We start from the raw sequence: 14,370 nt of genomic DNA, 5'->3' as shown, positions 1-14,370 counted from the left end.
AACATGAAAACGACAAAATATATATTTGGCTGTTTCCTGCTGTTAAGCATGGCGCTATCGGCCTGTAAAAAAGATTTCCTTACCCTAAACCCTACCGACAAACTATCCGGAACTTCCATCCTTACGGATACCTCATTATTTGAAGATTATGTGATCAACCGATACCTGGGGGTTACATTACAATCTAAAGAAGGAGACGGTTCGCCTCCGGGTTTTGGCCGGGGCTTTGAATATGCCCTGTGGAGCTCAGTTACTGATGAATCAATTTACACTAATAACGATGGTTCATGGGTGCTTCAGCAGGGCCAGCTGGCAGCTGACAATACCGGTATTGCGGGTACCATCTGGGCGCGCAGCTATCGTAGCATCCGCGAATGTAATTATGCTTTAAGTATTATTAACGGGCTGCCATTGAGTGCAGGTCACAAAAACAGGCTTATTGGCGAACTTGAATTTATCCGTGCCTTTCGCTATCATGACCTGATCCGTAATTACGGGGGAGTGGTATTGATGGGAGATAAGGTGACTGAACTGAATAGCAATTTACAGGATCCAAGCCTTTTCAACCGTGCTACCCTTGCAGCATCAATTGCTTATGCTACGGCTCAATTGGATGATGCAGCTTCCAAGCTTCCCTTGGATAACAGTTCCACCTGGGCTTTAGGCCGGGCTACCAAGGGTGCGGCATTAGCAGTTAAATCAAGACTATTACTTTACGCAGCAAGCCCGTTATATAATGTGGGTAGCTGGGCCGATGCAGCAGCAGCAGCCAAAGCGGTTATGGATTTAGGCAAATACAGCCTTGATCAGGGAGGATACAGTAAATTATTTTTAAGCCCTAATAGCAATGAAATAATTTTTGAAAGGTTATACTACCCTAATACAGCGCCCCACACCCGTTTGGAAATAGCCAACGGCCCCAACGGTTACGACGGATGGGGTGGCAACACACCACTGCAGAATTTGGTAGACGATTATGAAATGGATAATGGTAAGCCGATTACTGATGCAACCTCCGGCTATGATGCGCAAAACCCTTATGTTAACCGCGATCCGCGTTTTTATGCCACTATACTTTACAACAAAGCGCCTTACAGAAATAGTACTGTCGACGTTTATTTACCCGGTGGTAAGGATAGCAACCAGGGGCCATCAAACTGGAATACCAGCTTAACCGGTTACTATTTAAGGAAATTTATGAATGACGCATATCCGATTGATAACCCATGGAGCGTTGCCGGTGCACAGCCATGGATCTATTTCAGGTATGCAGAGATCCTGTTAAACTATGCCGAAGCGCAAAATGAGGCAGCAGGCCCAGACGCCAGTGTTTACCAGGCCATTAACAGCGTTAGGCAGCGTACATCTGTAAATATGCCACCTTTGGTGGGATTGTCTCAAAGCGATATGCGAAATGCGATCAGGTATGAAAGACGCGTTGAGCTTGCTTTTGAAGAACATCGTTTTTATGATGTGCGCAGGTGGAAGATCGCTTCACAAACTGAAAATGTTCCGGCTTATGGTACTTCTGTCACTGTAAATAGCGGTAGCGAAACCGGTTATCTCTATGCGCAAAAGGTAGCGCTCGCCAGCCGTTCGTTTAACGACAGGGAGTATTGGTTACCTATACCATTGTCCGAGATCCAGGCATCAAACGGGCAGCTTAAGCAAAACCCGGGATACTGAGCGGCATAAACAATTGTCAACAGGTCATAAGAAAGCTCACCAGGCTTTCTTATGACCATGTTTTGTCCGGTTTTAAATCAATCTTTAAAAAATCATGAGACGCGTCATTTTTTTTATTTTCTGCACCGGGCTTTTAATTACGGGATGTAAAAAAGAGGCTAGTCAAAAAAATATGGTAACTGTACCCCCGGATACAACAGTAGTAATACCAGGGACATTTCCTGCCGTTCCTGCTGATTCGCTCCGGGGAGTAAATTGGGCGTGTGATGGTGATAACTTTAGCGATGGGATTTTGGTATTAAGCGGATTGTCCTCATCAGACAGCTACGCCACTGTTACTTCCAAATCAAATAGTATACTTTCGGGGATACAAACCAATACAGGGGCCAATACTATTCGTATCCCGGTTAACTATCCCACAGTAACAACAAGCTGGTGGGCTTCCTATACAGGCGTTATTGACGCGGCCATAGCAAAGAACATGAATGTAATATTGGGTTACTGGGAGGGGGCGTCATCAAAAGATGGCCAAATTGATAATACTGCGCAGTTTTGGTCCATGTGGCAAATCATTGTTAATAAGTATAGCAGTAACCCTCATGTTTTTTTTGAGATATTTAATGAGCCACACGGCTATACACTTACCGATTGGACAGCCATTTGTGCAAATTGGCTGAGCAAATACCCGGCAGCCTCCCAAACACATGTTTTGGTTGATGGCACATCTTATGCCCAGGACCTTACAGGAGTAGGAGCCGACAGCCGACTTACCAAATGTTTATTGTCTATCCATGATTATGCCTTCTTTAGTAACGGCAGCCTTACTACTGCCGCACAATGGGAAGCCAGGTTAAAAGCCAATGTAGGCAACTACGCCAACAGGGCTATACTCACAGAGTTTGGCGACGTTATGAATAGCGGGATCAACTATACCGTCGCAATTGGAGGCAGTGCCGATATAGCCTCGATACAAGGATTAACCAATGAAGTAAGGGCGTTAAATATGGGTGCGGTTTACTGGCCGGGGATACGCAACGGCGATACTTATGCTTTACAACAGTTAGGCGGTAACGCCGCCAGTCCAACAGTTACCACCACCAATGCTTCCGGGTTAAGCCGGTTGCAGTATGCCTGGGGAGTGGGTACAGGTGGTACCGATGTATTTTATGCAGGTGCGTACTACCGTTTCCTTAATGTGAACAGCGGCAATGCGTTGGATGTTAACGGCGCCTCTACAGCGAGCGGCGCAGCAATTATACAGTGGCCACAAAACGGAGGGAATAACCAGCAATGGATAATCACTGATAATGGCGGCGGTTATTATAAAATTACCAACCGCAACAGTGGCGATGTACTGGATGTAAATAGTGCCTCAACGGCTAGTGGAGCCAGTATAATTCAATGGCCATGGAGCGGCGCCAGCAATCAGCAATGGCAACTTACTTCCGTGTCAACAGGTGTTTATAAAGTGATTAACCGTAACAGCGGGATGGCGCTTGATGTGAATGGCGCATCTACTGCCAGTGGTGCAGGTTTAATTCAATCGACGTGGAGTGGTGCCAACAATCAGCAATGGACCATAGTGCAACAATAAAAATATTTATAGCCCCGGCCTTATAAATTGTAATGCCCGGGGTATTTTAGGCATAATGAGACTGAACACAAATATTAAAAAGTTATTTCATCGATGGTGCTGTTCGTTTTATACAGCGGGTTTGCCAGAGGCCAGGATTCGGTGGTTTCTGTGAATATTGATCTGGCAAAAACGTATCAGCATATCGATAACTTCGGCGCCTCGGATGCATGGTCTTGCCAGTTTATCGGCAAATGGCCGGACGGAAAAAAGAATAAAATTGCTGATCTGCTTTTTAGTGATGATACCCTCGCTAACGGCTCTCCCAGGGGCATCGCTTTGTCGTTATGGCGATTTAATATCGGCGCAGGCAGTGCCGCGCAGGGTGCTCAAAGCGGTATAAAAGATGAATGGCGCCGCGCCGAATCGTTTTTAAACGCTGATGGCAGTTATGACTGGAGGAAACAAGCCGGGCAGGTGTGGTTTTTGAAAGCAGCCAAAGCCAGGGGCCTGAAACAATTTCTTGGATTTGCCAATAGCCCGCCCATAGAATTTACCTTAAATGGTAAGGCTTATACCAGCGGCAGTAAAACAAATATCGAGCCTGGTCAATATGCCGCTTTTGCAAATTATATTTCCAAAGTTGTAAAAGGTGTTGAACGTGTTAGTAAGGTGAAACTTAATTATATAAGCCCGCTTAACGAACCGCAATGGAGTTGGAGCGACGCGACCCAGGAAGGCTGTCCTTATAATAATACCGAAATAGCTGGTCTGGCGCGATCCATTGATTCTGCATTCGTTAAAGATCATATCCAATCACACATTTTATTAGCCGAGGCCGGGAGCATTCAATATTTATTTAAAGCCGGCGATAGGCCGGGCAAAGGCAACCAGGTAAATGATTTTTTTAAACCAGGTTCACCCAATTATATAGGCAATCTTCAAAGTGTGAGCAAAATCGTTGCCGGGCACAGTTATTTTACCACCTCGCCTGCGACAACGGCCATACAAATGCGCCACGTACTGGCTGATTCGGTTGCTGCTATCCCGGGTTTAAACTTCTGGCAATCCGAATACTGTATTTTGGGCGATAATGCCGGCGAGATCAATGGCAGTAAACGGGACTTGGGTATTGACGCCGCTTTGTATTTGGCCAAGGTTATTCATACAGATCTGACAACTGCGAATGCCGCCGCCTGGCAATGGTGGACCGCCATCTCAGCCTATGATTATAAGGACGGCCTGATCTACGTAGATAAAAATAAAACGGATGGTAATTATTACCCAAGCAAAATGCTTTGGGCATTGGGTAATTATAGCAGGTTTGTAAGACCCGGCGCTATAAGAGTTTATGCTGCTGTAACCAACCAAAAAGCAATAAACAAGCCATTGCTTGTTTCAGCCTTTAAAAATGGCAAAAATTTCACCGCCGTCATCATTAACAACAATACGGATAAGGTATGGGTTAGTTTAAATACAAGTGATGCTAAACTCGTATTAACAAAATCTTATACGACTTCGTCGACTGAAGAGCTGAAGGCCGAAAAAATTACAGGCGCTAAAAACGGCATTTTAGTTGCGCCAGGTTCGGTAACTACAATAACCGGTATTTTAAAATAAGCTTACCCCATCATATTATACGAATTAACTCATGAATTTTAAAAAACTAGTTGCACTATCAATAATTCTACTGTTTCATTTTGGTGTTAAAGCCCAAAAAACAAGCCATACGTTTGCACTCAGTGATTCATCCTTTATGCTGGATGGCAAGCCTTTACAGATCATCTCAGGCGAGATGCACTATCCGCGTGTACCGCGTGAAGCCTGGCGTGCACGCATGAAAATGGCAAAAGCCATGGGGCTAAATACCATTGGCACCTACGTTTTCTGGAACCTGCATGAGCCGCAAAAAGGCAAATTTGATTTCACCGGTAATAATGATGTGGCGGAATTTGTTAGAATAGCTCGCGAGGAAGGCTTATGGGTGATATTAAGGCCGAGTCCGTACGTGTGCGCCGAGTGGGAATTTGGCGGCTATCCATACTGGCTGCAAAACGAAAAAGGATTGGTTGTGCGCAGCAAAGAGGCTCAATATCTGAAGGAATATGAAACTTACATAAAAGAAGTAGGCAGGCAATTGGCGCCCATGCAAATAAACCACGGTGGTAATATCCTGATGGTACAAATTGAAAATGAGTATGGCTCCTATGGCAGCGACAGGGAATACCTGGCTATTAACCAACGCTTGTTTAAGGAAGCTGGTTTTGATGGCCTGCTTTATACCTGCGACCCGGCAAAAGATTTTACGAAAGGGAATTTGCCAGGTTTACTGCCCGCCATAAATGGTATTGATGACCCGCAACAAGTAAAAAAGATGGTCAGAGATAACCATGAGGGCAAAGGGCCCTTCTTCATTGCGGAATGGTACCCGGCCTGGTTCGATTGGTGGGGAACCCAGCACCATACCGTACCTCCCGAAAATTACGCCGCCAGGCTTGATGGCGTATTGGCCGCAGGTCTTTCTATCAATATGTATATGTTCCACGGCGGTACCACACGCGGGTTTATGAACGGCGCCAACTATAACGATATAGATCCCTTTGAGCCGCAGATCAGCAGTTATGATTATGACGCGCCGCTGGATGAAGCCGGTAATGCTACGCCTAAATTTATGTTATTCAGGAAAGCTATTGCCAAACATTTGCCCGCAGGGCAAACACTGCCCAAGGTGCCTGCTGCCAAACCATCCATCGCCATACCGCTAATTAAGCTAAATCAGGCTGCCGGATTGTTAAGCATATTGCCCAAACCAGTATTGAATAAAACGCCCTTAACTTTTGAGGATTTGAACCAGGATTATGGCTTTGTTTTATATCGAAGTACTATAACCGGTGGAAAAACAGGTACGCTCAAGCTCAATGAATTGCGCGATTATGCCGTCATAATGGTAAATGGCAAACGGGCGGGTGTTTTAGACCGCCGCCACAAACAGGATAGCCTTTCGCTAAACTTACCGGCAGGCAAAGTAAGGCTGGATATTTTAGTGGAAAACCTGGGCCGTATCAATTTTGGGCCATACCTGCTAAAAAACAAAAAAGGAATAACCAAAAGTGTACAGTTTGACGGCAAAGAGGTTTACAACTGGGCGATGTATAGTTTGCCATTTAGCCGTGTAAATAACATTTCATACGCTGCTAAAGCAGTGGGTGAACAGCCAATTGTTAAAAAGGGAACTTTTAATTTATTCAAAGCAGCCGATACTTACCTCGACATGAGTCAATGGGGTAAGGGCGTAGTTTGGGTTAATGGGCACAACCTGGGCAGATATTGGGCCGTTGGGCCGCAGCAAACACTTTACCTGCCGGGCGAATGGCTAAAAAAAGGGAAAAATGATATCGTGGTATTTGAGCTGTTGAATAGTAAAAAAAGCGTTATAAGCAGCCGTAAGACACCGGTGCTGGATAAGTTGCAATGAGCAGATCTGTTCTAAATCGAAATTTATAAAATGATGGTACACAAATACCCCGGGGCTTTTTGCCAATTGAGGAGCGCAAGTAAAGAGAAGTTTCAATTCTTTTTCCGTTGCGGCCTTTGGTTGCTTATAGCCTGTTCGGGGTTTTATGGCTGCAAATCACCTGTGTCAAACAATATTACGTCAGACACAACAAATACTTTATTTAAATTATTGCCTGCGGAACAAACCCATGTTGATTTCAGCAATACCTTAACTGAAGGTTTGAATACCAACGTGCTGATGTATGAATACTTTTATAACGGCGGGGGCGTAGCAGTTGCCGATTTAAACGGCGATGGCCTGCAGGACATTTACTTTACCGGCAACATGACCAATAATAAATTGTACCTGAACCAGGGGCACATGCAGTTTAAGGATATTACCGATATTGCCGGCGTAGCCGGTCGCCCGGGGCCATGGAAAACGGGGGTGACTTTTGTTGACATCAACGGCGATGGTAAACTGGACATTTATGTATGTTATTCGGGTAAAATAAGGCCGGAAAAGCGGATTAACCAGCTATTTATTAACCAGGGTAATGATAGCGATGGCATTCCTCATTTTAAAGAAATGGCGGCAGATTATGGCCTCGATTTCCCGTCATACAGTACGCAAGCCTACTTTTTTGATTACGACCGCGATGGAGACCTGGACCTGTTATTGGTGAACCATAACCCGCAGCGCATAAGTGTTTTGGATGACATATCTGTTAAAAATTTAATGGCTAATCATGATGATGAAGCCGGCATACGATTGTTGAGAAATGATAACGGCCATTTTCATGATGTTACTAAAGAGGCTGGAATCGTCAATACCTCCTTATCTTATGGTTTGGCTGCAGGGGTAGCGGATATTAACGGCGACGGCTGGCCGGATATTTATATTTCAAACGATTACAGCGTGCCCGACAGGTTGTATATAAACAGGGGCAATGGCACGTTCACAGATGAACTGCAAAAACAGGTGGGGCATACCTCTTTTTACTCAATGGGAAATGATATTACCGATATTAATAACGACTTGTCTCCGGATATTTTTACCCTTGATATGCTCCCCGAAGGTAATAAAAGGCAAAAGCTATTATTTGGTGCCGATAACTACGAGTCGTTTGCGTTGAACGTAAAAGTGGGATTTTATTATCAGTACATGCGTAATATGCTGCACATCAATAATAAAAATAACACCTTCAGCGAGATTGGCCAGCTGGCCGGGATCTCAAATACCGACTGGAGCTGGGCGCCTTTGTTTGCTGATTATGATAATGATGGCTGGAAAGATGTTTTTATTAGCAATGGCTTTACCCGCGACTATACCAACATGGATTTTATAAAATACATGGGCGATAATTTACGCGACAGGAGGGTAATGCGCCAGGATTTGTTAAATATTGTCAGCCAGATTCCGTCATCCCAGGTAAAAAGCTATTTTTTCAGGAACAATGGTGATTTAACCTTTACCAATACGAGTGCCAATTGGGGCATTACCCAATCATCAAACAGCAACGGTGCCGCCTATGCCGACCTTGATAACGATGGCGCCCTGGACCTTGTCGTAAACAACATTAATCAGCCGGCCTTTATTTACAAGAACGAGGCCCGCAAACAAAATGATAACCGGTACCTGGCGATAAATCTTAAAGGGGCTGATAAAAACACGCAGGGCATAGGTGCAAAGGTGTTGATTTACGCAGGCGGTAAAAAGCAGTATTTAGAGCAGATGCCTACAAGGGGCTACCAATCCAGCGTATCACCTATCCTGCATTTCGGTTTGGGGAAGGATAGGCAGATCGACTCCCTCCGGGTAATCTGGCAGCGCGGTAAAACGCAATTACTGCAAAAGGTAAAGGCCGATCAGCAAATCGTATTAGATGAAAAGGATGCTGCTTTTGTCGCCAATACACAAACAAAGGAAGAAAAGCCATTATTTAAAGAAGTGAAGTCACCTATTGCTTATCATGAACCTGCGAACACGATCAATGATTTTAAGCGGCAACCGCTACTGGTAAACCCGCTTTCCTTTTCGGGTCCGTGTATGGTAAAAGGAGATGTAAATGGCGATGGGGTGGAAGATATCTACCTGGGCGGCGAAAACGGTAAAGCGGGCAGTTTATATATCGGTCAGAAAGGAGGGGGCTTTGTGTTGAAAACAGAAGCTGCCTTTGAGTCAGATAAAGCAAGTACCGATGCCGCAGCGATATTTTTTGATGCCAACGGCGATGGCAAGCCTGATCTGTATGTTTGCTCAGGTGGATATGGCGATTTTACGCCTGACGACCCTTTGTTCCAGGACAGGCTGTACATTAACGATGGCAAAGGAAACTTTGTTAAATCGAAAAATGCTTTGCCCAAAATGTTAAGCAGTAAAAGCTGTGTTAAAGTGGCCGATATAAACGGGGATGGCTATACTGATTTGTTTGTTGGAGGAAGGGTGATACCCGGCCGCTATCCTGAAACTCCCGAAAGCTATATCCTGATCAACGATGGTAAAGGGCACTTTACCGATCAAACCACGCGATATAATCCTTCACTTAAAAATATTGGGATGGTAACAGACGCTGCCTGGGTGGATATGAATGGCGACAAAAAGCCCGACCTTGTTGTTGTTGGGGAATGGATGCCTATAACCGTTTTTGAAAATACAAATGGAAAGCTTGTGGATGCAACCACTAAATATTTTGACAAAAAGTATTCCGGCTGGTGGAATTGTTTGCAGGTAAGTGATATCAATCACGATGGGCATCCGGACATCATTGCCGGCAACCTGGGATTGAATTCGCAATGCAAAGCCTCTGATAACGAACCCGTAGAAATGTATTATAAGGATTTTGATGATAACGGCTCTGTGGACCCTATACTATGTTTTTACATACAGGATAAAAGCTACCCTTTTGTAACCCGCGACGAACTGTTAGACCAAATCAGCATGATGCGCGGCCGTTTTCCTGATTATAAAAGCTATGCCGATGCCACCCTCGACCAGGTATTCACCCCGGATGAGATGAAAGGGGCAAAGCACCTTTCGGCCAACTATCTTTCTACCGCTTGTTTTATAAGTAATGCAAAAGGTCAGCTGCATGAAGCGCCATTGCCTTTGCAGGCGCAGTATTCACCGGTTTATACAATCACTATGCTGGATTACGATCACGATGGGAAGGATGACTTACTGCTATGCGGCAATATTAAAAATACGCGCATCCGCTTTGGCAAATATGATGCAAATTACGGGGTGCTGCTAAAAGGCGATGGCAATGGGCATTATTCCTATATCTCCCAGCAACAAAGCGGTTTCAAACTACAGGGCGACGTTAGAAGCGTGTTGCAGGTAGATAATACGCTGCTTTTCAGTATTAATCAAAACGGCATAAAGGCTTACAAATATAAAACGAATTAACAATGAAGAAGGTGTTTTTCATCGCTGTAATATTTGTCCTGTCTGCAATTTTAAATGGCTGCCGTCGCAGTAATAAACAACCCGCACTCACCAACCAGGATGTGCATAAGGTCGTCGCCGCGATGACTAATGTGATGATCCACGATGCCACCAACCCGCCATTAGCTGCCCGGTTTTTTGCTTATACCTGTTTGGCCGGGTATGAGGTCTTGTCAGAAAATGATAAAAATGTTAAAAGCCTTCGTGGCGCTTTAAATGAGTACCCTGTGATTGGCAAACCTAAAAGTTTATCAGGATATGATTATCGTTTAAGCGCCGTTTTTGCCATGTTAGAAACGGCTGCGAAACTGCAACCATCGGGAACACAGATTATACAATTCGAACAAAATTTAGCCGACTCATGCAAGCTGATTGGTTTTGATGCTGATGTAATTGATAGCTCAAAACATTATGGGCAGATCATCAGCAAAAAAATACTGGCCTATGCCAAAAAGGACAGATATAACCGGATCAGCAATTATCCGCGTTATAAGCTAAAGGGCACACCCGGAAGCTGGGAGCCAACGCCCCCGGCTTATATGGTGCCTGTTGAGCCGTATTTTAATACCATCCGTCCGTTGACACTTGATTCCGCGGCACAGTTTGTACCTGACCCGCCGATTCCTTTTTCTACCAATAAAAACTCTGCTTTTTACAAGTTTTTATTATTGAGCTATGCAAAAAGCGGGAAAGACTTAACGCAGGAGCAAAAGAACATCGCCAATTTTTGGGATTGTAACCCATTTGCGGTTCAGGACGACGGGCATATGCTGATAGGGTTAAAAAAGATTTCGCCGGGCGCACACTGGATGGGTATTGCTGCCATTGCCTGTAAACAAACAAATGCAGATTTCTCAAAAACTATCGAAGTAAATGCCATTTTGGCCATTGGCATGATGGATGGTTTCATCTGCTGCTGGGAAGATAAATACCGCACCAACCGCATCCGCCCGGAAACGGCCATCCGTAAATATATCGACCCCAACTGGAAGCCATTGCTGCAGACACCTCCATTCCCGGAGTATATCAGCGGGCATTCAGTGGTGTCAACCCTGTCTGCAGTTATTCTTACACATTATTTCGGCAGTAATTTTCATTACACCGATAATGTTGAAATAGCCTTTGGAGTCCCCCCAAGGAAGTTCAGCTCATTTGAGCAGGCTGCAAAAGAGGCGGCTATATCGCGCTTTTGGGGAGGGATTCATTTTATGGACGCTATTGACAACGGCATTTCCCAGGGTACTAAAGTCGGCGATTGGGTTTTAGCCAAAACGACAAAAGCATCAAAGTAATAACATACAAATGAGTGTAGTACAAAGAGTATGAACGAGAGGTTATTGCCTACTCGACCGTTAATAAATCCTCACTTATTTAAAAAAGTAGTGGAAGGAAAAGAGACGGCACTATTCAAACTGAAAAACACAAACGGAATGGAAGTGCTGATTACCAATTACGGTGGTTGTGTGGTTGGCTTATTTTTACCTGATAAAAATGGCGTTTTAACAGATGTTGTGATCGGTTTAGGGAGCATAGATAGTTACCGGCATTCTACTCAACCTCGTTTTGGAGCAATCATAGGCGGTTATGGTAACCGCATGGCAAATGGAGCCTTTAATATTAAAGACGAAGAATATACCCTATGTAAAAATAACGGGCCCAATGCGCTGCACGGCGGTAAAAAAGGCTTCCGCGATGTGGTGTGGGATGTTATTTATGTTGATAATTCCAGGATAGAGCTTTACTATTTTTCCGAACATATGGAGGAAGGATTTCCGGGTAATTTGAAAGTGAAACTCGTCTACTCCTTAACCGAAGACAATAGTTTAAAAATAAATTACGCGGCGACGACGGATAAACCAATTGTAGTAAATCTTACTCATTCCACATTTTTCAACCTGAACGGCGAAGGCAGTGGTACTATATTTAATCACCAGGTACAAATCAAGGCGGATAATTACCTGCCTGTTGACAGCACATTGACACCAACGGGTAATATAGAAGATGTTACCGGCACGCCTTTCGATTTCCGGAAGGCGGCGACAATAGGGTCGCGTATCAACGACCATAGCGGACAACTAAAGAACGGTAAAGGATTCGATCATAATTTTGTGCTTAACAAACACGCAATGCATACGCCCGTAGCGCGGGTAAAGGGCGATAAAAGCGGCATAGTAATGGAAGTATTTACCGATCAGCCGGGGCTGCAGTTTTACAGCGGCAACTTTATGAGGGGGAAGAATATATTGAAAGGAGGGGGAAAAGACGGGTATCGTACTGCCTTTTCCATGGAAACCCAGCACTTCCCCGATCCACCTAACAAGCCATTATTAACTTCAACTTTATTATCCCGGGGTAAAGAATACAAAGCTCAAACCATATATCGATTTATAGCTGATTCAGTTTGACGGAGTAAGCCGTAATAACGCCGCCCCGTGCTTATTAATAGTTTTAGCATAGGTGTTTTTGAAGACGCCCTCATTTTGTTTTTCCCAAAGATTCCGTACTTTAACGTTTCCCTTAAGCCCAACCGAGGCAAAATCGATAGTCACATCTTGTGCGGCGTCACCGGTGTTAAATAAAGCAACATAAACATCGTGGCTATTGGGCACATGCGAATACCAAACCATACTATCCTCTTTTTTATACAATTGCTTTGGGTCAATACCTTGCTGGTTAACAGCAAGCACTTCGGCATTGGTAAACAATTTTCGCTCAATCAGCCGGTTCTCCGGCAAATTCCCCCCAATCATTAGCGGCGAGCGAAAAATACACCAGAAAGTCATGTGGGTATAAAGTTCGTCATCAGTAAACCTGCTGTAACGTTCGTTACCAACGGGCCCCCGTTTTGATAATTTGCCAATTTGCAGCATATCACAATCAGGCCAATGTCCCTTGCCTCCAATTCCTTCCCAGCGTTTGGCATAATCAAACATGTGCAGTATTTCCTTCCAGTTATCCCAAAAATCGTCGGCCATCCGCCACATATTGGCGTTTTTAGTTACATGTTCTGCTTCACTTACCGGAGTTTCCCCCGGCGAAATACTTAAAGTGATTGGCCTTCCGCATTGTTCAATCGCTTTGCGGTATCCTTCTATTTCTTTTTTGTGATAGGGCCTCGCAATATCATCAACCTTAATAAAATCAACACCCCAGGATGCATAAAGCTTCAGCAAAGAATTCAGGTAGGCCTGCGCCCCTGGGTTGTCCATATTTAAACCATACATATGGTTTAGCCAGTCGCATTTTGAGCCGGTGTCGGCTATCATATCCGCCGTAATCCCGTTGGTGCCTAAAACAGGCGATTTTGCCCAAACAGCCTGGCGCGGAATGCCCCGCATTACATGTATCCCGAATTTTAATCCATGTTGGTGAACGTAACCAGCTAACGGTTTAAACCCATGCCCCCCAAATGCCGATGGGAATTTATCAGTTTGAGGCAAAAGGCGTCCCCATTTATCCATGGTTAACCATGGAACAAACGAGCCATCCTGTAAGTTTTTTTGATAGGGGTTACCAATATTACTGCCCGGAGGGTTATCATAGGCCCATAAAAAATCTACCACTACATATTGCCAGCCATACGGCTTTAAATATTTGGCCATATAACTGGCATTTGCTTTAACTTCATTTTCATGCACTGCAGAGCCGAAGCAGTTATAGCTGTTCCATCCCATTGGAGGAGTTGCCGCCGGGGTTGCGGTTTGTGCGTAAATATTTAAAACTGCCATGCAGAAAAATGGCAAAAGATATCTGAATTTCATTTTTACAGCGTTATGTTTAGTTATGGTTATCAATTTGACGCCTGGTTCTAATTTCTTTAATGGTTCTCAATGTCGATTTAAATGTTTATGCTTCGGGACATATTTGTTCAAAGAAAAAGCCTCCCGGCAACAGATTCCGGAACCGTGCCCTTAAAAACTTCGTCGCCTGTTTTGCCCTGGTAAAAGATTTGGCTGCTGCCAGTATCCTTATTGGTTTTATAATAATTGTTAAAATAACACTTATTGTTTATAAAAAACAAGTGATGCGGAAAATATTTTAAATGTTTTAATTTGGTATGCTGCTTTTCTTCTTTTAAAAAGATATTTTAGTATCGAAAGAATAAATGTTGTTGTTTTTTTGCCGGGAGAGCAAAATAAAAGTGAATAGTCGCAAACAAGAATTCTTA

General features: G+C 44.2%; 8 protein-coding genes. 7 read left to right on the top strand and 1 reads right to left on the bottom strand.

All coding sequences use genetic code 11. From position 1 onward, the window contains the following. The first annotated feature begins 3 nt into the window (after positions 1 to 3). From MgSA37_RS16970 to MgSA37_RS16940, 7 genes are all read left to right on the top strand, one after another. Positions 4 to 1,686, top strand: a complete 1,683-nt coding sequence (locus MgSA37_RS16970; RefSeq protein ID WP_096353575.1) for a RagB/SusD family nutrient uptake outer membrane protein — start codon at positions 4 to 6, stop codon at positions 1,684 to 1,686. Between the two features lie 172 nt (positions 1,687 to 1,858). Beyond that, the gene (locus MgSA37_RS16965) at positions 1,859 to 3,280 is read left to right on the top strand and encodes an RICIN domain-containing protein (RefSeq protein WP_172885335.1); all 1,422 of its coding nucleotides are present in this window, start codon (positions 1,859 to 1,861) and stop codon (positions 3,278 to 3,280) included. 93 nt (positions 3,281 to 3,373) lie between these two features. Beyond that, positions 3,374 to 4,879 (top strand): glycoside hydrolase, encoded by a 1,506-nt coding sequence (locus tag MgSA37_RS16960; RefSeq protein WP_096353572.1) that lies wholly within the window; start codon positions 3,374 to 3,376, stop codon positions 4,877 to 4,879. 31 nt (positions 4,880 to 4,910) lie between these two features. Further along, positions 4,911 to 6,734, top strand: a complete 1,824-nt coding sequence (locus tag MgSA37_RS16955) for a glycoside hydrolase family 35 protein (protein ID WP_096353570.1) — start codon at positions 4,911 to 4,913, stop codon at positions 6,732 to 6,734. Positions 6,735 to 6,764: 30 nt separating this feature from the next. Further along, complete coding sequence (locus MgSA37_RS16950; RefSeq protein WP_197706016.1) at positions 6,765 to 10,163, top strand: VCBS repeat-containing protein; 3,399 nt, start codon at positions 6,765 to 6,767, stop codon at positions 10,161 to 10,163. A 2-nt stretch (positions 10,164 to 10,165) separates the two neighbouring features. Next, a complete protein-coding gene (locus tag MgSA37_RS16945) occupies positions 10,166 to 11,494 on the top strand; it encodes a vanadium-dependent haloperoxidase (RefSeq protein WP_096353569.1) in 1,329 nt (442 codons plus the stop codon). 90 nt (positions 11,495 to 11,584) lie between these two features. Further along, on the top strand, positions 11,585 to 12,607 hold the full coding sequence (locus tag MgSA37_RS16940) for an aldose epimerase family protein (protein ID WP_197706015.1): 1,023 nt from the start codon (positions 11,585 to 11,587) through the stop codon (positions 12,605 to 12,607). Here MgSA37_RS16940 and MgSA37_RS16935 read toward each other — a convergent pair. Next, positions 12,599 to 13,963, bottom strand: a complete 1,365-nt coding sequence (locus tag MgSA37_RS16935) for a glycoside hydrolase family 27 protein (RefSeq protein ID WP_197706014.1) — start codon at positions 13,961 to 13,963, stop codon at positions 12,599 to 12,601. The two genes, MgSA37_RS16940 and MgSA37_RS16935, sit on opposite strands and share 9 nt — an antisense overlap. Positions 13,964 to 14,370: the final 407 nt, after the last annotated feature.

The sequence above is a fragment of the Mucilaginibacter gotjawali genome (assembly GCF_002355435.1).
In the GTDB taxonomy this organism is placed as follows: domain Bacteria; phylum Bacteroidota; class Bacteroidia; order Sphingobacteriales; family Sphingobacteriaceae; genus Mucilaginibacter; species Mucilaginibacter gotjawali.
This window is presented reverse-complemented; position numbering and strand designations above follow the sequence as displayed.

What these genes read in the sequence shown, in the direction of transcription:
- MgSA37_RS16950 (WP_197706016.1), top strand. Translation starts at nt 6,765, where the DNA reads ATGATGGTACACAAATACCCCGGGGCTTTTTGCCAATTGAGGAGCGCA.
- MgSA37_RS16945 (WP_096353569.1), top strand. Translation starts at nt 10,166, where the DNA reads ATGAAGAAGGTGTTTTTCATCGCTGTAATATTTGTCCTGTCTGCAATT.
- MgSA37_RS16935 (WP_197706014.1), bottom strand. Translation starts at nt 13,963, where the DNA reads ATGAAATTCAGATATCTTTTGCCATTTTTCTGCATGGCAGTTTTAAAT.
- MgSA37_RS16960 (WP_096353572.1), top strand. Translation starts at nt 3,374, where the DNA reads ATGGTGCTGTTCGTTTTATACAGCGGGTTTGCCAGAGGCCAGGATTCG.
- MgSA37_RS16955 (WP_096353570.1), top strand. Translation starts at nt 4,911, where the DNA reads ATGAATTTTAAAAAACTAGTTGCACTATCAATAATTCTACTGTTTCAT.
- MgSA37_RS16970 (WP_096353575.1), top strand. Translation starts at nt 4, where the DNA reads ATGAAAACGACAAAATATATATTTGGCTGTTTCCTGCTGTTAAGCATG.
- MgSA37_RS16965 (WP_172885335.1), top strand. Translation starts at nt 1,859, where the DNA reads ATGGTAACTGTACCCCCGGATACAACAGTAGTAATACCAGGGACATTT.